This is a genomic window from Methylosinus sp. C49, assembly GCF_009936375.1.
In the GTDB taxonomy this organism is placed as follows: domain Bacteria; phylum Pseudomonadota; class Alphaproteobacteria; order Rhizobiales; family Beijerinckiaceae; genus Methylosinus.
The window spans coordinates 736,573-756,273 of record NZ_AP022332.1 but is presented as its reverse complement, the minus strand read 5'-3'; the positions used below and the strand labels follow the sequence as shown (position 1 = coordinate 756,273).

General features: G+C 66.7%; 26 protein-coding genes and 1 tRNA gene. 23 read left to right on the top strand and 4 right to left on the bottom strand.

Translation table 11 applies throughout. The features are described 5' to 3' along the window. The first annotated feature begins 27 nt into the window (after positions 1 to 27). Positions 28 to 1,188, top strand: a complete 1,161-nt coding sequence (locus tag GYH34_RS03535) for an acyl-CoA desaturase (protein WP_161912380.1) — start codon at positions 28 to 30, stop codon at positions 1,186 to 1,188. Continuing rightward, positions 1,185 to 2,039, top strand: coding sequence for an alpha/beta fold hydrolase (locus GYH34_RS03530; protein WP_161912379.1), 855 nt, complete (start codon positions 1,185 to 1,187; stop codon positions 2,037 to 2,039). Before GYH34_RS03535 ends, GYH34_RS03530 begins: the two co-directional genes overlap by 4 nt. An 11-nt stretch (positions 2,040 to 2,050) precedes the next feature. On the opposite strand, the gene GYH34_RS03525 is transcribed toward GYH34_RS03530, so the two are convergent. Then, a complete protein-coding gene (locus tag GYH34_RS03525; protein ID WP_018267188.1) occupies positions 2,051 to 2,344 on the bottom strand; it encodes a DUF1640 domain-containing protein in 294 nt (97 codons plus the stop codon). Between the two features lie 90 nt (positions 2,345 to 2,434). Beyond that, a tRNA-Asp gene (locus GYH34_RS03520) sits at positions 2,435 to 2,511 on the bottom strand. Between the two features lie 291 nt (positions 2,512 to 2,802). Between GYH34_RS03520 and cydP the strand changes: the two genes are divergently transcribed. The 14 genes from cydP to GYH34_RS03450 all read left to right on the top strand — a co-directional run bounded on the left by cydP (position 2,803) and on the right by GYH34_RS03450 (position 12,473). Continuing rightward, a complete protein-coding gene (cydP, locus tag GYH34_RS03515; protein ID WP_161912378.1) occupies positions 2,803 to 2,973 on the top strand; it encodes a cytochrome oxidase putative small subunit CydP in 171 nt (56 codons plus the stop codon). Between the two features lie 21 nt (positions 2,974 to 2,994). Beyond that, entirely contained in the window at positions 2,995 to 4,557 is a 1,563-nt protein-coding gene (locus GYH34_RS03510) for a cytochrome ubiquinol oxidase subunit I (RefSeq protein ID WP_161914870.1), read from the top strand. A 179-nt stretch (positions 4,558 to 4,736) separates the two neighbouring features. Beyond that, a complete protein-coding gene (cydB, locus tag GYH34_RS03505; RefSeq protein ID WP_161912377.1) occupies positions 4,737 to 5,876 on the top strand; it encodes a cytochrome d ubiquinol oxidase subunit II in 1,140 nt (379 codons plus the stop codon). Positions 5,877 to 5,910: 34 nt separating this feature from the next. Next, the gene (cydX, locus tag GYH34_RS03500; protein ID WP_024878255.1) at positions 5,911 to 6,012 is read left to right on the top strand and encodes a cytochrome bd-I oxidase subunit CydX; all 102 of its coding nucleotides are present in this window, start codon (positions 5,911 to 5,913) and stop codon (positions 6,010 to 6,012) included. Between the two features lie 197 nt (positions 6,013 to 6,209). Continuing rightward, the gene (rpsM, locus tag GYH34_RS03495) at positions 6,210 to 6,578 is read left to right on the top strand and encodes a 30S ribosomal protein S13 (protein ID WP_018267193.1); all 369 of its coding nucleotides are present in this window, start codon (positions 6,210 to 6,212) and stop codon (positions 6,576 to 6,578) included. Between the two features lie 124 nt (positions 6,579 to 6,702). Then, positions 6,703 to 7,092, top strand: a complete 390-nt coding sequence (gene rpsK / locus GYH34_RS03490) for a 30S ribosomal protein S11 (protein ID WP_018267194.1) — start codon at positions 6,703 to 6,705, stop codon at positions 7,090 to 7,092. Positions 7,093 to 7,181: 89 nt separating this feature from the next. Further along, a complete protein-coding gene (locus GYH34_RS03485) occupies positions 7,182 to 8,201 on the top strand; it encodes a DNA-directed RNA polymerase subunit alpha (protein WP_108915574.1) in 1,020 nt (339 codons plus the stop codon). Between the two features lie 173 nt (positions 8,202 to 8,374). Further along, positions 8,375 to 8,791, top strand: coding sequence for a 50S ribosomal protein L17 (gene rplQ / locus GYH34_RS03480; RefSeq protein ID WP_018267196.1), 417 nt, complete (start codon positions 8,375 to 8,377; stop codon positions 8,789 to 8,791). 5 nt (positions 8,792 to 8,796) lie between these two features. Beyond that, complete coding sequence (locus tag GYH34_RS03475; protein WP_161912376.1) at positions 8,797 to 9,204, top strand: DUF4260 domain-containing protein; 408 nt, start codon at positions 8,797 to 8,799, stop codon at positions 9,202 to 9,204. Then, positions 9,201 to 9,878 (top strand): hypothetical protein, encoded by a 678-nt coding sequence (locus tag GYH34_RS03470; RefSeq protein WP_161912375.1) that lies wholly within the window; start codon positions 9,201 to 9,203, stop codon positions 9,876 to 9,878. The genes GYH34_RS03475 and GYH34_RS03470 overlap by 4 nt, the downstream gene beginning before the upstream one ends. A gap of 106 nt (positions 9,879 to 9,984) precedes the next feature. Beyond that, positions 9,985 to 11,409: a DegQ family serine endoprotease gene (locus GYH34_RS03465; protein ID WP_161912374.1), complete on the top strand. Its 1,425-nt coding sequence runs from the start codon at positions 9,985 to 9,987 to the stop codon at positions 11,407 to 11,409. A gap of 43 nt (positions 11,410 to 11,452) precedes the next feature. After that, positions 11,453 to 11,692: a hypothetical protein gene (locus GYH34_RS03460; RefSeq protein ID WP_161912373.1), complete on the top strand. Its 240-nt coding sequence runs from the start codon at positions 11,453 to 11,455 to the stop codon at positions 11,690 to 11,692. A 106-nt stretch (positions 11,693 to 11,798) separates the two neighbouring features. After that, positions 11,799 to 12,095 (top strand): hypothetical protein, encoded by a 297-nt coding sequence (locus GYH34_RS03455; protein WP_161912372.1) that lies wholly within the window; start codon positions 11,799 to 11,801, stop codon positions 12,093 to 12,095. A 114-nt stretch (positions 12,096 to 12,209) separates the two neighbouring features. Beyond that, positions 12,210 to 12,473, top strand: coding sequence for a hypothetical protein (locus GYH34_RS03450; RefSeq protein WP_161912371.1), 264 nt, complete (start codon positions 12,210 to 12,212; stop codon positions 12,471 to 12,473). A 5-nt stretch (positions 12,474 to 12,478) separates the two neighbouring features. Here the strand turns inward: GYH34_RS03450 and GYH34_RS03445 are convergent, their stop codons facing one another. Beyond that, positions 12,479 to 13,165: a response regulator transcription factor gene (locus GYH34_RS03445; RefSeq protein WP_161912370.1), complete on the bottom strand. Its 687-nt coding sequence runs from the start codon at positions 13,163 to 13,165 to the stop codon at positions 12,479 to 12,481. A gap of 190 nt (positions 13,166 to 13,355) precedes the next feature. Here GYH34_RS03445 and GYH34_RS03440 point away from each other — a divergent pair, with 190 nt between their 5' ends. The 6 genes from GYH34_RS03440 to GYH34_RS03415 all read left to right on the top strand — a co-directional run bounded on the left by GYH34_RS03440 (position 13,356) and on the right by GYH34_RS03415 (position 17,601). Continuing rightward, on the top strand, positions 13,356 to 14,000 hold the full coding sequence (locus GYH34_RS03440; protein WP_161912369.1) for a thiamine phosphate synthase: 645 nt from the start codon (positions 13,356 to 13,358) through the stop codon (positions 13,998 to 14,000). Beyond that, a complete protein-coding gene (locus GYH34_RS03435) occupies positions 13,997 to 14,893 on the top strand; it encodes a tetratricopeptide repeat protein (RefSeq protein ID WP_161912368.1) in 897 nt (298 codons plus the stop codon). Before GYH34_RS03440 ends, GYH34_RS03435 begins: the two co-directional genes overlap by 4 nt. A 6-nt stretch (positions 14,894 to 14,899) precedes the next feature. Next, on the top strand, positions 14,900 to 15,757 hold the full coding sequence (locus GYH34_RS03430; RefSeq protein WP_161912367.1) for an alpha/beta hydrolase: 858 nt from the start codon (positions 14,900 to 14,902) through the stop codon (positions 15,755 to 15,757). A gap of 134 nt (positions 15,758 to 15,891) precedes the next feature. Next, positions 15,892 to 16,683 (top strand): NAD kinase, encoded by a 792-nt coding sequence (locus GYH34_RS03425; protein ID WP_161912366.1) that lies wholly within the window; start codon positions 15,892 to 15,894, stop codon positions 16,681 to 16,683. Between the two features lie 124 nt (positions 16,684 to 16,807). Then, positions 16,808 to 17,083 (top strand): DUF1778 domain-containing protein, encoded by a 276-nt coding sequence (locus GYH34_RS03420; RefSeq protein WP_161912365.1) that lies wholly within the window; start codon positions 16,808 to 16,810, stop codon positions 17,081 to 17,083. Further along, positions 17,080 to 17,601: a GNAT family N-acetyltransferase gene (locus tag GYH34_RS03415; RefSeq protein WP_161912364.1), complete on the top strand. Its 522-nt coding sequence runs from the start codon at positions 17,080 to 17,082 to the stop codon at positions 17,599 to 17,601. Before GYH34_RS03420 ends, GYH34_RS03415 begins: the two co-directional genes overlap by 4 nt. Before the next feature lie 21 nt (positions 17,602 to 17,622). Here the strand turns inward: GYH34_RS03415 and GYH34_RS03410 are convergent, their stop codons facing one another. Then, entirely contained in the window at positions 17,623 to 18,819 is a 1,197-nt protein-coding gene (locus GYH34_RS03410) for a DUF2336 domain-containing protein (protein WP_161912363.1), read from the bottom strand. A 118-nt stretch (positions 18,820 to 18,937) separates the two neighbouring features. Between GYH34_RS03410 and GYH34_RS03405 the strand changes: the two genes are divergently transcribed. After that, complete coding sequence (locus GYH34_RS03405) at positions 18,938 to 19,651, top strand: aldolase/citrate lyase family protein (protein ID WP_161912362.1); 714 nt, start codon at positions 18,938 to 18,940, stop codon at positions 19,649 to 19,651. The last annotated feature ends 50 nt before the right edge of the window (positions 19,652 to 19,701 follow it).

Here is a 19,701-nt window from a genome sequence, read left to right as displayed (position 1 = left end):
GCGATTTCGTTTTTATCGGGGGTGCATATGTCTAAGGAAGCCAATCAGGATTTCGCGCGGCTGCGGGAGCAGGTCCGCCGCGCAGGATACGCCCGCAAGCTGACCGCTATCGGCATTGCCGAATGGCTGCTGTTCATCGCCTTGACGGCGACGGGCGTTTCGCTCGTCATCGTCTCGGACATGCTCATCGTCAAGGCGATCGGCATGATTCTCGTCGCCTATGGCTGCATGGGCATGTCGACCAATGGCCACACCGCCTCGCATCATGCGATCAGCAACAGGCCGTGGGTCAATGAATTCATCATGTATTTCGACTTTCCGTTCTTCCTCGGCGTGTCGGGCAATTATTGGCGCCATAAGCATGTCGTCGTGCATCATCCCAATCCGAATGTCATCGGCGTGGACGACGACGCCGATCTGCTGCCGGTGTTCACGCTCAACGATCGCGACGTGAAGAAGGCCAGCGGCCTCGCGCGCTGGTGGTTCGAGCATCAGGGCTATTTCTTCCCCATCGTGCTGCTCGGCAATTCCTTCGGCGTCGCCTTCAAGGGCTGGCGCTTCCTCATCCGCGAGCTGCGCGACGACGAGCGCCGCAATTGGAAAAGCTGGCTCGATCTCGCCTGCATGATCGCGCATTGGATCGTGTGGACGATCATTCCGATCTATCTCTTCGGCTTCGCCAATGTCGCAATGTTCTTCGTCGTGCAGATGTTCATGATGTCCTATGTCATGTTCGCGCTCTTTGCTCCGGCGCATTACCCGGAAGAGGCGATCCAGGTGACGAAGGATGCGACGCGCGACAATTATCTGATGCTGCAGACGGCGACCGCGGTGAATTTCGAGACGGGTCCGATCGGCCGACTGCTGTGCGGCGGCGTCGATTTCCAGATCGAGCATCACCTCTTCCCCTGGATCAGCCCGCGTCACTATCCGCAGCTCGCGCCCATGCTGCGCCAGTTCTGCGAGGAGCACGGCTATCCCTATCGCTCGCAGGGCTGGGGGATCGCCACTTGGAAATCCGTCGTCACCCTCTTCAAGCCGAAGAAGATCGAGGAGGAGTTCCCCGCGGTTGAAAACCTGCCGCTCGCCGCTCACTATCAGCAGCAGAGCAGAATTCGCCGCGAGGCGGAGGCGCCGCTCGCCAAAGCCGAAGCCGCGAGACTGCCCGAAGAGAGCGTGACCGCATGACGAGAGCCGGCGACGGCGCAGTCGACACAATGACCATCGCCGCGAGAGACGGAGCGTCTCTCGCGGCGACGCTATTCTCGCCCCCGAATGGGGAAGGACCCATGGTCGTCATCGCCGGCGCCATTGCGGTGAAGCAGAAATTCTACGAGCGGCTGGCGCGCTTTCTCGCCGCGCGCGGATGCCGCGTTCTCACCTTCGATTATCGCGGCGTCGGCGCCTCCCGCCGCTTCGGCGCGCCCGGCGGCGGATTGCGCGCCTGGGGCGAGCAGGATCTCGCTGGAATCATCGATCATGCGGCGAGGCTCGCGCCGGCGGAGCCCTTGCGAGTCGTCGCTCATAGCGTCGGCGGGCAGATGGTCGGGCTCGCCGACAATAACGTCCGCATTCGCGCCATGCTGGCGGTCAGCACGCAGATCGGCGATTGGCGGCTGTGGCCGGCGCCGCGCAAATATGCGCTATGGCTGATGTGGCGCGCGCTGCTGCCGATCCCAGCCGCCCTGCTCGGCTATTTTCCGGCGGCGCGGCTCGGCCTCGGCGAGGATCTGCCCAGGGACGCCGCGCTGGAATGGGCGCGCTGGTGCCGCAGCGAGGCCTATTTCGTCGATGCGGCGGGCAGGCCCTTCCCCGGATGCTTCGACCGATTCACGGGAGCGATTCGCGCGCTGACCATCGACGATGATTGGATGGCGCCGAAGCCGGCGGTGGAGGCGTTGCTGAAGCGCTACAGCCGCGCCCATATAGAGCCGCAGGCGATTCGCGCCGAAGGGCGGGGCATGGGCCATTTCGGCTTTTTCCGCGACCCCGGCCGGCCCTATTGGGACGATTGCGCGCGCTGGCTGCTGGAGAATTGAAGCGGATGGCTTCAATGGCCTGCGGGCAAATAACGAATCGCCGCAAGGATGACGCCGACCGCGCCGACGATCAGGCCGCCGAGCTTCACCGTCATGCGCAGCTCGACCTCACGAAGCTCCGCCCGCGTGGAGGCTATGTCGGCTTTCAGCTCGGCTTTGGCGGCCGCGAGATCGGATTTGGTGACGAGTTCCTGTCCCGTCGCCTCGGCGAACGCTTCGGCGGTCGCCTTGGCCTGTGCATGGGACACGCCCGCGGCCTCGAGCTTCTCGACGAATTTCAGAGTGTCGAAGACGACGGCTGTCACGGCTCTTCCTCTCGGGCGCGCAACCAATATGGCGCGGCTACGCTTTCGCGTCCAGCACGGACGAGATCGATTCGGCCTGCGGATTCGAAATGGCGAGAGAGACGGGGCTCGAACCCGCGACCTCCGGCGTGACAGGCCGGCGCTCTAACCAACTGAGCTACTCCCCCGCGAGCGCGGCGCAACGCATTGCGCTAGCGAGAGGCGCCGAATAAGGCACGCGCCGGGCAAAGTCAAGAAGTCGGCTGCGGGATTTCTCTTGCGCGGCGTCCCTCGCGGGACGGCGACAAAATCGCGCAGCGACATTTCGAGCCTTCTTACGGAGGCCGCCATGTGCTTCTTATAGCGAGACCGGAGCCTTCGGCGATCACGTACGGGCTTTAAGGACTTTCGCGGTCATGAAGGCGAGGCCGTTCGGGGATAGTGTCCCCCGGCCCGGCGCTTCGGGCGGGGAGAAACGCATGTCGACCCATTCGGCGACGCATCGGCTCGGGCGAGAGATCGCCATCGCCCTCGCTCTCAAGACCGCGGCCCTCGCCCTGCTCTATTTCCTCTGCTTTCCCGCCTCGGAGCGGCCGCATGTCTCGCCGGCCGTCATGGCGGAAAAGCTCTTCGCTCGGGACCGCGGCTGACAATCCTTTCAGGAGCGCATGATGTTCGAACTCGACGTGGTGACGCTTTCAAGACTGCAATTCGCTCTGACGGCCCTCTACCACTTCCTCTTCGTGCCGCTGACGCTCGGCCTTTCGATTCTCCTCGCCATAATGGAGAGCGTCTTCGTGATGACCGGCCGCACCATATGGCGCGACGCGGTCAAATTCTGGGGCACGCTGTTCGGAATCAATTTCGCGATGGGCGTCGCCACCGGCATCACCATGGAGTTCCAGTTCGGAACCAACTGGTCCTACTACTCGCATTACGTGGGCGATATTTTCGGCGCGCCGCTGGCGATCGAAGGACTGATGGCCTTTTTCCTCGAGGCGTCCTTCGTCGGCCTCTTCTTTTTCGGCTGGAACCGGCTGAGCAAGGTGGCGCATCTCGCCGTCACTTGGCTCGTCGCCCTCGGCGCGAATTTTTCGGCGCTGTGGATTCTCATCGCCAATAGCTGGATGCTCAATCCGGTGGGGGCGGCGTTCAATCCCCAAACCTTGCGCATGGAGCTCACCTCCTTCGCGGAAGTGTTCTTCAACCCCGTCGCGCAATCGAAATTCGTGCACACGGTCAGCGCCGGCTATGTGACCGGCGCGATGTTCGTGCTCTCCATCTCGGCCTATTATCTGCTCTATGACCGCCAGCATCGCGAGATCGCGCGGCGCTCCGCCAATGTGGCGGCGAGCTTCGGCCTCGCCTCGGCGCTCTCCGTCGTCGTGCTCGGCGACGAGAGCGGTTATACGGCGAGCTTCAACCAGAAAATGAAGATCGCGGCCATCGAGGCCATGTGGGAGACGGAGCCGCCGCCGGCCTCCTTCACCCTCTTCGGCATTCCCGACGTCAAGGAGCAGACGACGCATTTGAAGGTCGAGGTGCCCTATCTCCTCGGCCTCATCGCGACGCGCTCGCTGGACACGCCGGTGGAAGGCATAAAATCTCTGGTCGAGAAATCGGAGACGCGCATTCGCGCCGGAATGCCCGCCTATGAATGGCTCGCCGCGCGTCCCGACGGACCCGGCGCCGCCATCCCCGCCGAGCTCGAGCCGGCCTTCAAGGACCTCGGCCATTCGCTGCTTTTGAAACGGTTCCGGCCCGATATCGAGAACGCCACCAATGAGCAGGTGCATGAGGCGGCGCTCACCACCATCCCCAATGTGCCGGTGCTGTTCTGGGCCTTCCGCATCATGGTGGCGCTGGGCTTTTATTTCATCTTCCTGTTCGCGGCGGCCTTCCTCGTCGCCAGCCGGCGGCGCTTGCGCGACAATCCCTGGCTCTTGAAGCTCGCCTTCTACAGCCTGCCTCTGCCCTGGATCGCCGCCGAGCTCGGCTGGATCGTCGCCGAATATGGCCGCCAGCCCTGGATCATCGACAGCGTGCTGCCGACCTTCCTCGGCGCGTCCAATGTGCCGGCCTATAATGTTCTGCTGAGCCTCGGCGGATTCGTGCTGTTCTACAGCGCGCTGGCCATCGTCGAAGTGTGGCTGATGCTGAAATACATCCGCCTCGGCCCGACCATCGAGCCCTTCCCGCGTGAGGCGCCGGAGCGGCCCTTCCTGGTCGCGTGATCCTTCCACCCTCCCCTTCAGGGGGAGGGTCGGCCTGCGCAAGCAGGCCGGGGTGGGGTGAGCCCGAGACCGGGGACGTCACCCCCACCCGCCCGCCTTCGACGGTCGACCTCCCCCCTCGAGCGGGAGGTGGGCGCGCGCACTTTTTGATCGTCTTCCTCATCGAGGAGATTCCCGACATGATCGATTACGGAATTCTGCGGCTCGTCTGGTGGGCCTTGCTCGGAACGCTGCTCATCGGATTTGCGATCGCCGACGGCTTCGATCTCGGCGTCGCCGTGCTCCATCCCTTCGTCGCGCGCAGAGACGGCGAGCGCCGGCAGACGCTCAATGTCATCGGCCCGGTGTGGGAGGGCAATCAGGTCTGGCTGATTCTCGGCGGCGGCGCGATCTTCGCCGCCTTTCCGGCGCTCTATGCCGTCTCCTTTTCCGGCTTCTATCTGGCGATGTTCCTCGTCCTGCTCGGCCTCATTCTGCGGCCGGCGGCGATCGTCTATCGCAGCAAGGTGGAGACGCCCGGCTGGCGGCGCGCCTGGGACTGGATTTTCTTCGCCTCCGGCTTTGTGCCGGCGCTTCTCTTCGGCGTCGCCTTCGGCAATGTCCTGCTCGGCGCGCCCTTCCGCTTCGACGATGATCTGAACGTCGTCTACGAGGGCGATCTCTTCGGCCTGCTGACGCCCTTCGCTCTGCTCGCAGGCCTCGTCAGCCTCGCCATGATAACGCTGCAAGGCGCCGCCTGGCTCGCCGCCAAGACGCAAGGCCCGGTCGCCTTTCGCGCCAAGCTGGCCGGCTGGCTGGCGGCGATCGTGCTGCTCGCCGCCTTCACTTACGCCGGCTATTGGGGCGTGGAGAATATCGACGGCTATGTGCTGACCAGCGCCGTCGATCCCTCCGGCCCTTCCAATCCTCTGGCCAAGACCGTCGCGCGCGAGGCCGGCGCTTGGCGGGCCGCCTATGAGGCGCGCCCCTGGACGTTGGCCGCGCCCGCCCTGACCTATTTCGGCGTCATCGTCGCTGTGCTGGCGCTCGCCCTCTCGGCGCCGATCGTGGCCTTCATCGGCTCCAGCCTCGCCACCGCTGGCGTCATCGCCACGGCGGGCTTCACCCTCTTTCCCTTTCTGCTGCCTTCCTCGCTCGATCCCAATCACAGCCTCACTCTTTGGGACGCATCCTCGAGCCGCCTCACCTTGACGCTGATGCTGGGGGCGGTCGCCGTCTTCCTGCCGATCGTGCTCGCCTATACGGGCTGGATCTATCATGCGCTGCGCGGGCAGGTGACGGAGGCGAGCGTGGGAGACAAGGAAAATTACCCCTACTGACCGCAATTTCCCTTATCGCGCAAAGGAGAGCGCCATGTGGTATTTTTCCTGGATTCTCGGCCTCGGCCTCGCCTGCGCCTTTGGCGTCATCAACGCCATGTGGCTGGAGCTCGAGGAATATAGTGAGGAAAAGTGACAGACCAGCGGGCCGAGCGCCTTGACGGGTCGATGGCTTTCGCCTAGGAACCCCACCTTCATCACTTCGGCCTCGCGCTCCGTTCCTCAGCGGGAACGGAGCCGTCGTCGTATAAAAAGCCCGCAGGGGCCGGCCTCCACCGGACGCGGGTCTAATCGGCGAGCCTCGAGCTCGCCCTCACATGGAGAGACGAGAAAATGGCCCGTATAGCCGGCGTCAACATTCCGACCAACAAGCGCGTCGTCATCGCTCTGCAGTATATCCATGGAATCGGGCCGAAAAAGGCGCAGGAGATCATCGAGAAGGTGAACATCCCCGCCGAGCGTCGCGTCGCCCAGCTGACCGACGCCGAAGTGCTGCAGATCCGCGAGACGATCGACCGCGACTATCTGGTCGAAGGCGACCTTCGCCGCGAGGTGGCGATCAACATCAAGCGCCTGATGGACCTCGGCTGCTATCGCGGCCTGCGCCATCGTCGCCAGCTGCCGGTGCGCGGCCAGCGCACCCACACCAACGCCCGCACCCGCAAGGGCAAGGCGAAGCCGATCGCCGGCAAGAAGAAGTAATCGGATTCACGTGTCGCGGACTCTCCCGCGGCGATCACCTGGGCGCGGAGCGACGAGCGCTTCCGCCCTCATCGAGCCCTAGCGCCCGGCATTACGGGCGCGTCCGAAGGACGAGAAAGAGACTATGGCAAAAGAGACCACCCGCGTTCGCCGCAGGGAGCGCAAGAACATCGTTTCCGGCGTCGCGCATGTGAATTCGACGTTCAACAACACGATGATCACCATCACCGACGCGCAGGGCAACACCGTGTCCTGGTCGTCCGCCGGCACGATGGGCTTCAAGGGCTCCCGCAAATCGACGCCCTACGCCGCGCAGATGGCCGCCGAGGACGCGGCCCGCAAGGCTGGCGAGCATGGCGTTCGCACCCTCGAGGTCGAGGTTTCCGGGCCGGGCTCCGGTCGTGAATCGGCGCTGCGCGCGCTGCAGGCCGCGGGCTTCACCGTGACCTCCATCCGCGACGTGACGCCCATTCCGCACAATGGCTGCCGCCCGCGCAAGCGCCGCCGCGTCTGACGAGACCTGTTTCATCGAGACGAATTGCGACGGGGTCTCGCGCCGCAGGCGCGCGGGACCCGGCCGAGAGCTGAAGGAAAGGCGCCACAGTGAGCATCCAGAAGAACTGGCAGGAACTCATCAAGCCCAGCAAGCTCGAGGTGACGGCGGGTTACGATCCGCGCCGCATCGCGGTGGCCGTCGCTTCGCCGCTCGAGCGCGGCTTCGGCTTGACGTTGGGCAATGCGCTGCGTCGCATTCTGCTCTCCTCCCTGCAGGGCGCGGCGATCACCTCCATCCACATCGATGGCGTGCTGCACGAATTCTCGTCGATCCCCGGCGTGCGTGAGGACGTCACCGACATTGTCCTCAACATCAAGGACATCGCCATCAAATACAGCGGCGAGGGCGTCAAGCGCCTGACGCTGAAGAAGCTGGGTCCGGGGCCGGTCACCGCCGGCGACATCCAGGCCACTGGCGATCTGCAGATTCTCAATCCCGATCTCGTCATCTGCACGCTGGACGAGGGCGCCGAGTTCCGCGTGGAGTTCACCATCGCGACCGGCAAGGGCTATGTGCCGGCCGACCGCAACCGCGCCGAGGACGCGCCGATCGGCCTCATCCCGATCGACAGCCTCTATTCGCCGGTCAAGAAGGTGAGCTATCGCGTCGAGAACACCCGCGAGGGCCAGGAGCTCGACAAGGACAAGCTGACGCTGACGATCGAGACCAATGGCGCCATCTCGCCGGAAGACGCGCTCGCCTATGCGGCGCGCATTCTGCAGGATCAGCTGTCGGTGTTCGTGAACTTCGAGGAGCCGCGCCGCGAGGAGGCCGCCCCGTCCATCCCGCAGCTCGCCTTCAACCCGGCGCTGCTGAAGAAGGTGGACGAGCTCGAGCTCTCGGTGCGCTCGGCCAACTGCCTGAAGAACGACAATATCGTCTATATCGGCGACCTCATCCAGAAGTCGGAGGCGGAAATGCTCCGCACCCCGAACTTCGGCCGCAAATCCTTGAACGAGATCAAGGAAGTGCTGGCGCAAATGGGCCTGCACCTCGGCATGGAAGTGCCCGGCTGGCCGCCGGAGAACATCGACGATCTCGCCAAAAGATTCGAAGAGCATTATTGATCCGCCCTCTCCCTTCTCGCGCGTGCGGGAGAAGGTGTCGCGCGAATGCGCGACGGATGAGGGCCCTCACCCGACCCCGCTCCGCGGGGCCACCCTCTCCCGCAAAGCGGGAGAGGGAATAATGGAACGGCCGTTCCTTGGCACGGCGGCCGCTAAAATAACGGAGACGCCAAATGTATCATCGTAACAAGAAGCGCCGCTTCGGCCGCACCCACGAGCATCGTCAGGCGATGTTCGTCAACATGGCCCAGGCGCTCATCAAGCATGAGCAGATCGTCACGACTCTGCCCAAGGCCAAGGATCTTCGCCCCATCGTCGAGAAGCTGGTGACGCTCGGCAAGCGCGGCGACCTCCACGCCCGCCGTCAGGCCATCTCCCGCCTGCGCGACGTCGATCTGGTCAAGAAGCTCTTCGACGTGCTCGGCCCGCGCTACAAGGAGCGCAATGGCGGCTACACGCGCGTGCTGAAGGCCGGCTTCCGCTATGGCGACAACGCCCCGCTCGCCGTGATCGAGTTCGTCGACCGCGACGTGGACGCCAAGGGCCAGGATTCCGGCCCCGTCCAGACCGCGACGGAAGAGGCGGCGTAACGCCGATGCTCCCCGGCCCCGCGAGCGGAAGCGTTCTCGGCTGGCCGAAAATTCTGCTGAGATTAGAAGGGGCGGCGCTGATGGCGGCCGCCCTTTTCGCTTATTTCGGCCTCGGGGCGGATTGGCGCCTGTTGGCCTGGCTGTTCCTCTTCCCCGATCTGTCGATGGCCTTCTATCTCGCCGGCCCGCGTATCGGCGCCATCGCCTATAATATCGCTCATACGACCATCATCCCCTTCGCCGTGCTCGGCGCCGGCGTCTATCTCGGCCAGGGGCTGATGATCTCGATCGCGCTGATCCACTTCGCGCATATCGGCTTCGACCGAATGCTCGGCTTCGGCCTCAAATACGGAAGCGCCTTCGGCGACACGCATCTCGGCCGCGTCGGGCGGCCGCCGGACGCGGCAGCGTGATCCTCGAGCCTTGGGAAGAGCTCTCCCGCGCCCGCACCGCCGCGGGCGACGAGCTGCTGCTGCGCCGGCGCGGCGGCGTCTATGAAATCCGCTGCAACGGCTATGACCTCATGTCCAACCGCGCCCATCGCTCGGAGGAGGCGCTGGCTCGTCTCGCCCTCGCCGAGACGCGCGCCGCCACGCCGCGCATTCTGGTCGGCGGCCTCGGCATGGGCTTCACCCTGCGCGCCGCGCTCGACGCCGCGCCGAGAGATGCGCGCATCATCGTCGCCGAGCTGCTCCCCGACATCATCGCCTGGAACCGCGGCCCGCTCGCGCCGCTGGCCGGCCGGCCGCTGGAGGACGCCCGCGTCCAATTGCGGGAGGGCGACGTCGCCGTGCTGATGGAGGCGGAAGCGGGCGCCTATGACGCCATCCTCCTCGACATAGACAATGGCCCGGAGGCGGTGCTCTGCGACATCAACTCCTCGCTCTTTTCCGCGCGCGGCCTGCGCAAGATGCGCCGCGCCCTCGCCCCTTCCGGCGTGCTCGCCGTCTGGTCCGCCGATCCGTCGCCGCGCTTCGAGGAGCGGCTCGAGGAGACGCGCTTTTCCTTCCGCGCCGTTGAGATCGCCGCGCGCGGCGCCGAGGGCGATCCCCGCCACACGATTTATCTCGCGCGCGCCATCGGCTGAGCCCCGCCCCTACGCGCTCATGCGAATTCCACGAGTCTGACGCTTTTCGGGCTAATATGCGGGACCGAATCTCACCCCGACGAATCGCACCCCGAGAGGACGATCGATGATTTTTCTTCGGCGCCAATTCCTTGCGGCTCTCGCCATTCTCGCGCTCGCCGCCCCGGCGGCGCAGGCGGAGGCCCTGCTCGCGCCCCAGCAGGAACGCGCCCTGCCACAGTCGCGCGCCGACGTCGTCCTGTCCTTCGCGCCCATCGTGAAAAAGGCGACGCCCGCCGTCGTCAATGTCTTCGCGACGCGCATCGAGCAGCGGCCGGCCAATCCCTTCTTCGACGATCCGATCTTCCGCCGCTTCTTCGGCGAGGGCGGCGGCCAGCGCGGGCCGACGGCGCAATCGCTCGGCTCCGGCGTCATCGTCGACGCCTCGGGCCTCGTCGTCACCAATAATCACGTCATCGAGGGCATGACCGACGTAAAGGTCTCGCTCTCCGACAAGCGTGAGATACCGGCGAAAATCCTGCTGCGCGATCCGCGCACCGATCTCGCCGTGCTGAAGCTGACCGAGGCTGCGACCTATCCGATGATGGAGCTCGGCGATTCGGACGCGCTCGAGGTCGGCGATCTCGTCCTCGCCATCGGCAATCCTTTCGGCGTCGGGCAGACGGTGACGCAAGGCATCGTCTCGGCGCTGGCGCGCACGCAGGTCGGCATTTCCGACTATGGCTTCTTCATCCAGACCGACGCCTCCATCAATCCCGGCAATTCCGGCGGCCCGCTCGTCGATATGAGCGGGCGCGTGATCGGCATAAATTCGGCGATCTTCTCCAAATCGGGCGGCTCGGTCGGCATCGGCTTCGCGATTCCCGTCAATATGGTCAAGATCGTCGTGGCGGCGGCCAAAGGCGGCGGCAAGCAGGTCAAACGCCCGTGGCTCGGCGCCACGTTGCAAAATCTCTCCAAGGAGATTTCCGACGGCCTCGGCCTCCAGCGCCCCGCCGGCGCGCTGGTCGCCGATCTCTACCCGAAAGGCCCGGCGCTCGACGCGGGGCTGAAGCGCGGCGATGTCATCGTCACCGTGGACGGCCAATCGGCCGACGATCCAGAGGCGCTCGGCTATCGCCTCGCCACCAAGCCGCTCGGCGGACAGGCGACGCTCGGCGTGCTGCGCGGCGGCAAGACGATCGCCGTGCCTTTGAAGCTCTCCGCCGCTCCCGAAGTTCCGGCGCGCGATGCGGTGAAGGTGAAAGGTCCCTCGCCTTTCGCCGGCGCGACGGTCGTCAACATCTCCCCGGCCGTGCTGGAGGAATTCTCCGTGCAGGGCGCGGCCAATGGCGTCGTCGTCGCGGAGATCGACCCGCAATCGGTCGCCGCGCAGCTCAATCTGCAGAAGGGCGACGTGATCCTCGTCGTCAATGACGAGAAGATCGCCACCACCCGCGACCTCGAGCGGGCGACGATCAACCGCCATTATTATTGGAAGATCACGCTGGCCCGCGAAGGACAGGTGATAACGACAGTGGTGGGCGGGTGAGCGGAGCCCCCTCCCCAGCCCTCTACCGCGCAGCGGCTATCGAATGCGCACATCCTCCGCGCCCCCACGACGTCATGGCCGGGCTCGTCCCGGCCATGACGGCCATAGCGTCTCGAGCGGGATCCGCGGCGGCGCGGCGCTACATCGTGCATTCCTCGAGCATTCGATCACGCGCGTGGACGGCGTGATCCTCGCCCGCTATCGCCTCGATCTCATGCCCTTCGACGACGATCGCTCGCCAGTGTGGGAGAGCGATCCGCTTCCGCCTCCCGCCATTCGCTGAGCTAGTCGCTCCTGTGCGCCTAAGCACAAACACGCGGGCGCAGCTCTCCTACAACAGCATCGTTCGCCGGACATGACGCCGACGACGCGCTGAGGGAGAGAAAACAATGACATTCGCCGTTTCCGAATTCGTTTCGCGCCCTGTCCGCACCGACGCCGCCATGCGCATGGCTTTCGTGATCCTCGGCGCGACCGTCGCCCTCGCCGGCGCCAAGGCCTTTTTGGCGCAGAGCGTCGCCGCCCCCGCGCCGCCGACCACGCCGGTCGCCTCTATCGCCGAGCCGGCGAATTTCGCCGCCGCCGACGTCGGGCAGAGCGTTTGCCGTCCCGTCGTCGTCGAGATCGACGAAGGCTATGGCGTGCGCGGGCAGGTCACGCGCTGGGTCTGCCGCAAGGCCTATTGATCTGTGCCCTCGCGCACAAACGCCGAGACGCCGCTCCCCTAAATCTCGCCTCATACGCGCGGCGCGCGCCGCCCACGACACGAACCGAGCACGACACGAACCGAGGATGAGACAATGACCTTCGCCGTTTCCGAATTCGCCTCGCGCCCCGTCGAGACCGGCTCCGCGATAAAAATCGCCTTCGTCATTCTGGGCGCGACCGTCGCTCTCGCCGGCGCCAAGGCGTTTCTCTCGCGCAGCGCAGCGCCCATCGCCGAGCCGGCCGCCTTCGCCTTCGCCGAGCACGCGCAGGACCGCTGCCGCTTCGTTCCCGTCGAGTCCGAGAGCGGCCTCGCCAAGGGTCAGGCGCTCCGCATCGTCTGCCGCAAGGCGCGCTGAAACGATCAGAGCTTCACGAAACGATAGCCGACCCCCAGCTCCGTCAGAAGGATCGCCGGCGCCGAGGCGTCGTCCTCGATCTTGGCGCGCAGCTGGCCGATGAAAACGCGCAAATATTGCGTGTCCTCGCCATGCGCCGGCCCCCATACGGCCGTCAGAATCTGGCGATGCGTCAGCAGCCGGTCCGCGTGACGCGCGAGCGTCGCCAATAGCTCATATTCCTTGGGCGTCAGCTTCACGGCGACGCCATTCTTCGTCACCCGCCGCCGCGCGAGATCGATGCGCAGCCCGCCGCTCTCTATCTCGGCGGCCTCGGCCACGGTCTTCGCGCCATGCCGCAGCGCCGCGCGCAACCGCGCCAGCAATTCGCCGATCGAGAAGGGCTTTTCCACATAATCGTCGGCGCCGGCGTCGAGCGCGGCGATCTTCTCCGCCTCGCGGTCGCGCGCCGAGAGTATGAGGATCGGCACTTGCGAGAAGGCGCGCGCCTGCCGCAGCGCCTCCTTGCCGTCCATATCCGGCAGGCCGAGATCGAGCAGCACGGCGTCCGGCGCGCTGGCGGCGATCGCCTTCAGCGCCTCGCGGCCGGTTGCGGCCTCCAGCGTCTCATAGCCGCTCGCCACGAGCGCCGGCCGCAGCACGCGCAGCATTTGCGGCTCATCATCGACGATCAATATGCGCGGGCCGCTCATGCCGTCTCGTCGCTCATGCGTTTCGCCGTTCATGCGATTCTTGCGCCCCGTCGCATAATCCGCTTCGCAGCGCCATACAACGGCGCCGATTCGCGCCGATTTGAGTCGGCCGCCGCCCGGCTCTAGAGTGTTTTCGAGCGCGGCGGGAGCCGGTTCGCGTGAAGACAGCACGACCGAACAACGAGAAGCGATGCCGCAAGATCAGTCCGAAGATTTCGCCCGCCTCTATCTGGCGACGCCCCGTCTCGCCGAGGTCGAGCCCTTTCTCCCGCGCCTTTCCGCCGCGCTGGCCGCCGCCGAGGTCGCGAGCCTGCTGCTGCGCCTCGAGACCATGCCTCCTGCGACGGCCGAGCGCGCGATAGGCGCCGTCGCGGCCATAGCGCAGCCGGCGGGCGTCGCGCTCATCATCGAGGGCGAGCCGGAGCTGGTCTCGCGCTACGGCGTCGATGGGCTGCATCTTCCCTATGACGAGAAGCGCCTCGCCACGGCGATCAAACGGCTTTCGCCCGATTTCATCGTCGGCGTCGGCGCTCTCGCCTCGCGCGACGAGGCCATGCGCGCCGGCGAGGCGGGCGCCGATTATCTCCTCTTCGGCGATATAGGCGAGGACGGCGCGCCGCCTTCTCTCCAATGGACCGCCGAGCGCGTCGCCTGGTGGGCGGAGATTTTCAACACGCCTTGCGTGGCGCTGGCGCATAGCCTCGCCGAGGTCGGCCCGCTCTCCGCCGCCGGCGCGGAATTCGTGAGCCTGGACGCCGCAGTGTGGGACGATCCACGCGGTCCGGCGGACGCCATGCGCGAGGCGGCGCGGATCGTCCGAGAGGCGGCGAAATGAGCAAGCGCCTCGCTTTCGCGCTGGCCCTGCTCGTCTCCCCGGCGCTCGCGGCCGAGCCGGCGCCGCCGGCCGCCGATCTCGCCTTCGGCGCCTATCAGCGCGGGGACTATATCGCCGCCATGGGCGAGGCGGAAAAGCGCCTCGCCGCAAATCCCAGAGACGCCGCCGCCCTCACGTTGATCGGCCGGCTCTATCTCGACGGGCAGGGCGTCGCGCGCGACCGCGCCAAGGCGATGCAATGGTTCCGCCGCGCCGCCGACGCCGGCGGCAAGGACGCCGCCTATTTCTTCGGCGCAGCGGCGCTCACCGGCCGCGACATCCCCAAGGACCGCGCGCTCGCGAAAACCTATCTCGAAAAGGCCGAAGGCCATGCGGCGGCGCTCGAGCTATTGGGCGAGCTCTGGCTCGAAAATGAGGGCAAGGAGCCGGACTTCGCCAAGGCGCAGGCCTATTTTCGCCGCGCCGCCGAGCTGGACAATTCCGACGCCGCCTATGCGCTGGCCCTGCTCTACAAGAACGGCCGCGGCGCGCCGGCCGATCCGGCCGAGGCCGCCAATTGGCTGCGCAAGGCCTCCGAGGCCGGCCATACCGCCGCCATGGTGGAATTCGCGATCATGGAGTTCAACGGCGCCGGCGTCGCGCGCGACCGCGCCCATGCGGTGAAGCTGCTGCGGCGGGCCTCCGCCGCCGGCAATGTGGTGGCGCAGAATCGTCTGGCGCGCTTGCTGGCCGAAGGGCTCGGCGTCGAGAAGAATCATTCCGAGGCCATGCTGTGGAACAGCCGCGCCAAGGCCGCCGGCCTCGTGGACGAAAAGCTCGACGCGCTGCTGGAGACGACCATTCCGCCGGCCGAAAAGCCCGCCGCTCCGCCGCCGGCGCCGGCCGCGAAATAGACCGCCATGGCGAGCCTTTCGGCGCGTCTCGCGCGCGGCTTTCTGCGCCGCTTCCTGCGCCCGCACATCTGCGGCGACGGAGGAACGGACGCCGTGCAAGCGCTGAATCTGCGCTTTCCCTGGCCGCCCGCCGGCGCCGCCGAAGCCGATCCCGAAATCCCCGGCGAATGGATCAGAGCGCAGGCGCCGAAGGCCACGCTGCTCTATCTGCATGGCGGCGCCTATATGGCCGGCGCGCCGCGCCTCTATCGCTCGACCGCGCGCTTTTTCGCGAAGGCCGGCTTCGATGTCTTCACCCCAGCCTATCGGCTGGCGCCCGAGCATCGTTTCCCCGCCGCGCTCGACGATGTGAGCGCCGCCTATGAGCGCCTCGCCGCGCGCGGACCTTTGGCGCTCGCCGGCGATTCGGCCGGCGGCGGATTGGCGCTCGCTTTGATGCTGCGGCTACGCGCGCGCGGCCTGCCGCTCCCCCGCGCGGCGGCGCTGTTCTCGCCCTGGACCGATCTTTCGACGAGCGGCGCCTCGACGCGCGACAATGAGGGGAAGGACCCGATCTTCACGCGGCGCGCGCTGCGGCTCGCCGCGCGGCAATATCTCGGCGAAGCGAGCGCGCGCGACCCGGAGGCGTCGCCGCTGCTCGGCGATCTCTCCGGCCTGCCGCCGCTCCTGCTGCATGTGGGCGAGGACGAGCTGCTGCTCGACGATTCGCGCCGCCTCGCCGAGCGCGCCGCAGCGGCGGGAACATCCGTGGAGCTGAAGATTTTTCCGCGCGTCCCGCATGGCTGGCAATTGGGCGCCGCCTTCATGCCGGAGGCGCGCGCGTCGCTGCGCGAGGCGGCTGCGTTTCTGGCGCGGCATAAGTAGACGCGTCGCTGCCGCGATCGGATCGACGTCGCGACAGGCGCGCTCGCCGCTCCCGTTTCCTTCCGACTTCGCCGGGTGTATGGAGTTCGGCCTTCGCCGCCGCCAGCGCGGCCCCCGCCGAGCCAGGTCCACCCATGTCCGCGTCCGGCGAAACGCCGAACAATCACAAGCATCTCGCCTTTCTCTCCTCCGGCACGCCGGAGGCCGATGAGGCGAGGGCGCGGCTCGTCGCCAAATATGGCGAGGTTCCGCCGGAGGAGGCCGATTGCATCGTCGCGCTCGGCGGCGACGGCTTGATGCTGCGCACGCTGCATCGCTTCATGGGCGCCGGCAAGCCCATCTACGGAATGAACCGCGGCTCGGTCGGCTTTCTGATGAATGAATATCGCGAGAGCGGGCTGCGCAAGCGCATCGCCGAATCCAAGCCCTCGATCATTCATCCGCTGCTGATGCGCGCGACCAACACGCATGGCGACGAATTCGCCGCCCATGCGATCAACGAGGTCTCGCTGTTGCGCCAGAGCTCGCAGATCGCCAAGCTGCGCATATTGGTGAATGGCAAGGAACGCCTGCCGGAGCTCATCACCGATGGCGTGCTGGTGGCGACGCCGGCCGGCTCCACCGCCTACAACCTCTCCGCCAATGGCCCCATATTGCCGCTGGACGCGCCTTTGATGGCGCTGACGCCGATCTCCGCCTTTCGCCCGAGGCGCTGGCGCGGCGCGCTGCTGCCGGACGCCGCCAAAGTGCGGCTCGAGGTGCTGGAGGCGGAGAAGCGCCCCGTCTCCGTCGTCGCCGATCACGACGAGTTCCGCGACGCGCTGCAGGTCGACATCGAGATGGATCACGGCGCCGATCTCATCCTGCTGCACGACGCCGGGCATTCGCTGGAGGAGAGAATATTGCGCGAGCAGTTCGGCTATTGAGATACGGCGGTGGCGGCATCGCCAGATAGCGAAAGACCACGGTCTAGCCAGACCGGGCTTCTTTGCCGAGCTTTTCTTGCTATGTACGGATACAATCCGTATGCTCGGCCGAGAGGTGAGGACCATGCCCCGCGAACATATCGACAGCGGCCGGGTCGAGCTTCGGCTCGCGCCCGAGGACAAGGCCGTGCTGGCGCGCGCCGCCGCGCTCGAGCGACTAGATCTCACCAGCTTCATCCTGCGCGCCGTCTTGCCGCGCGCCCGCGCCGTCATTTCGAAATCGGAAAAGCTGTCGCTGTCGGAACGCGATTCCTTGCGCGTGCTCGATCTGCTCGAAAATCCGCCGGACCCGCCCGCGCGCCTCATCCGTGCGGCCAAGGCGGGCTTCGTTCTCGAGTGACCGCCCTCCTTTGGGAGGAGGCGCCGCTCGGCAAGCGCCACGACCGCAATGCTTTCGAATGCGGCGAGGACATCCTCGACACCTATCTGAAGCGCTACGCGCGCCAGAACCATGAAAGCGGCGGCGCGAAATGTTTCGTCGCCACGCCGCGCGACGCGCCGGCCCGCATCCTCGGCTTCTATACGCTGAGCCCCGCATCGATCGAATTCAGCCGCGCGCCCTCTGTCGTGACGCGCGGTCTCGGCCGCTATGAAGTCCCGGCCTTCCGTCTCGGTCGGCTCGCCGTGGATCGCAGCGTGCAAGGACGCGGGCTCGGCGGACGGCTGCTGCTTCGCGCCGCCGAGCGTTGCGTGACGGTCGCGCGAGAAGTGGGCGGCGTCGCTCTGCTGATCGACGCCAAGAGCGATCCGGCCGCGCAATGGTATGAAACCTATGGGGCGTCGCGTCTTCTCGACGCGCCGCTCTCGCTCGTGCTGCCTTTCTCCGTCGTGCTGCAAGCACTGAAGCAGGAGAGCTAGGGCCGCAACAGCGCCCCGCCCTCACGCCGCGACGAGCAGCTGCGCCTCCAGCGCCGCCATGTCGACGAGCGGCGGCGTTGTCAGAGCGGCGGCCGCCTCGCGCGCGTCCTCGCGCAGCGCCTCGGCCTCGAAACGGCGCAGCAGCGCCATCAGCCGATCCAGCTCGCCGGAATTGACGTGATCGCAAGATGTCAGCACGCGCTGCACCATCGCCAGCGACAGGCGCGCGCCGGAAGGAGCGCCCGCGTAGCCGAAGGCGCGCTGCGCCTCCAGCGCGGCGCGATAGGCCGGCAGGAGATTGGCCGGCATTCCCGCGCGCGCATAGAGCGCGGCGAAACCCGCGCCGTCGTAATCGCGCGTCAGGCCGGCGACCTTCTCCTCGTCCACGCCGGACAATTCGGCGAGCGTCGCCTCGAACAGCGCGCGATTGCCGGAGAGCAGCGCGCGCAGAGCGAGGCTCGGCGTCAGCCGCGCCTTGCGGCGCAAATGGCCGACCAGCATGCGCACGCCTCTGCGGCCCTCGCCATCGTCCGCGGAGGCGGCGATGACGACATTGGCCTTGTCGCGCGCCTCCTGCATGATGCGGCGGGTGCGCTCGGGCGACAGCCAATCGCGATCGAGCACGAAGGAGGCGAGGCTCTCCGCGGTCGCCTCGACGAGATCGACGCGCACCGCCGCCGGCAGAAACGGCCGGCCGAGCAGCGCCTCGCGCAGCTGCGCGTCATCGCCGAAACGCTCGATCATGCGGCGCATGGCGAAGGCGGGCAGCTCGGCGCCGGGATTGACCGCGAGCGAGATCAGCGCCTCGCAGGCGCCGATCTCGGCGATGGCCGATGCGAGGCCGGTGGGCACATGGGCGCGCAGCGCAATGGCGCTCTGCGAGAAGACGTCGCCGATCGCGGCGCAATCGATGAGCTCGCTCTCGGAGAGCAGCGGCGAGCGCGACAGCACCATGGCGGCGATGTCCGATTGATCATTGGCGAGCGCCGAAATGATGGAATGCGGGGCGTTGGGCGCGCTGGCGAAGACCTTGGCGAGCGCGCGGCGCACCAGCGGCGAGGGATCGTCGAGCAGAGCGCCGAGCGCCGTCTCCGCCTCGCGCTTCATCGCGGCGTCGAGATCGCTCACCAGATAGGCGCGCGCCAGGGCGGCCGCGCCTTCCACTCTGAGGGCCGTCGGCGCGGTTTGCGCCCATTGCAGAAAATTTCTTACGATCATCGGCGCTCTGGGCTCCGCCCTATGTGCTCGACCGGACTTGACGCGATCATGGGCAGAATCGCGACTTATGGTAAATGCCCGCTTAAGATCACGGCGGCGAATGACGGAAGCAGCGAAGATGCGGTCCTTTCTTTTCGTCGCCCCGCGCGAGGAGACCTTTTCCGCCGCTCTCGCCAGCGGCGCCGATGCGCTGGCGCTCGATCTCGGCGATCCCGCAGACCCTGCCCGAGAGTCGATACGGCGACAGGCGGTCGCGCTCATCGAGCGTCCACGCCCACCGGGGCTGGGCGTCTATGTGTTGGTCCCGCCGCTCGCCGGCGCCGCCATAGACGCCGATCTCGCGGCGATCGTCGCGGCGGGGGCAGACGGGGTCTTTCTTCCACAGGCCTGCGGCGGAGCGAGCGTGCAGCATCTTTCCGCCAAGCTCGCTGTGGCGGAGGCCGAATGCGGCCGGGCCGACGGCGCCACGCGCATCATCGCCCTGGCGACGCAGACGCCCGCCGCCATATTCGCGCTTTCGACCTATGGCGGCGCCTCCTCCCGCCTCGAGGCGCTGGCCTTCGATACGGAGCCACTGCGTCGCGCCCTTCGAGCGGCGCCGGATGGCGCGGCCACGCCGCTCGCCACCGCCCGATCTCTGCTGCTGCTGGGCGCCGCGGCGGCCGGCGTCGCGGCGATCGACGCGCCTTTCGCCGATCTTGCCGACACAGCCGGCCTCGCCGCCCAATGCCGCGCCGCCCGGCGGGACGGGTTCGCCGGCAAGCTGGCGCTCGACCCCATACAAATCCCACCGATAAACCAGACTTTCGCCGCGGACGCGCCTGCGTTATAGAAGGCGGCGCCCGAACGTTCATCATGAGTTCATGAAGGTGAAATCAATCT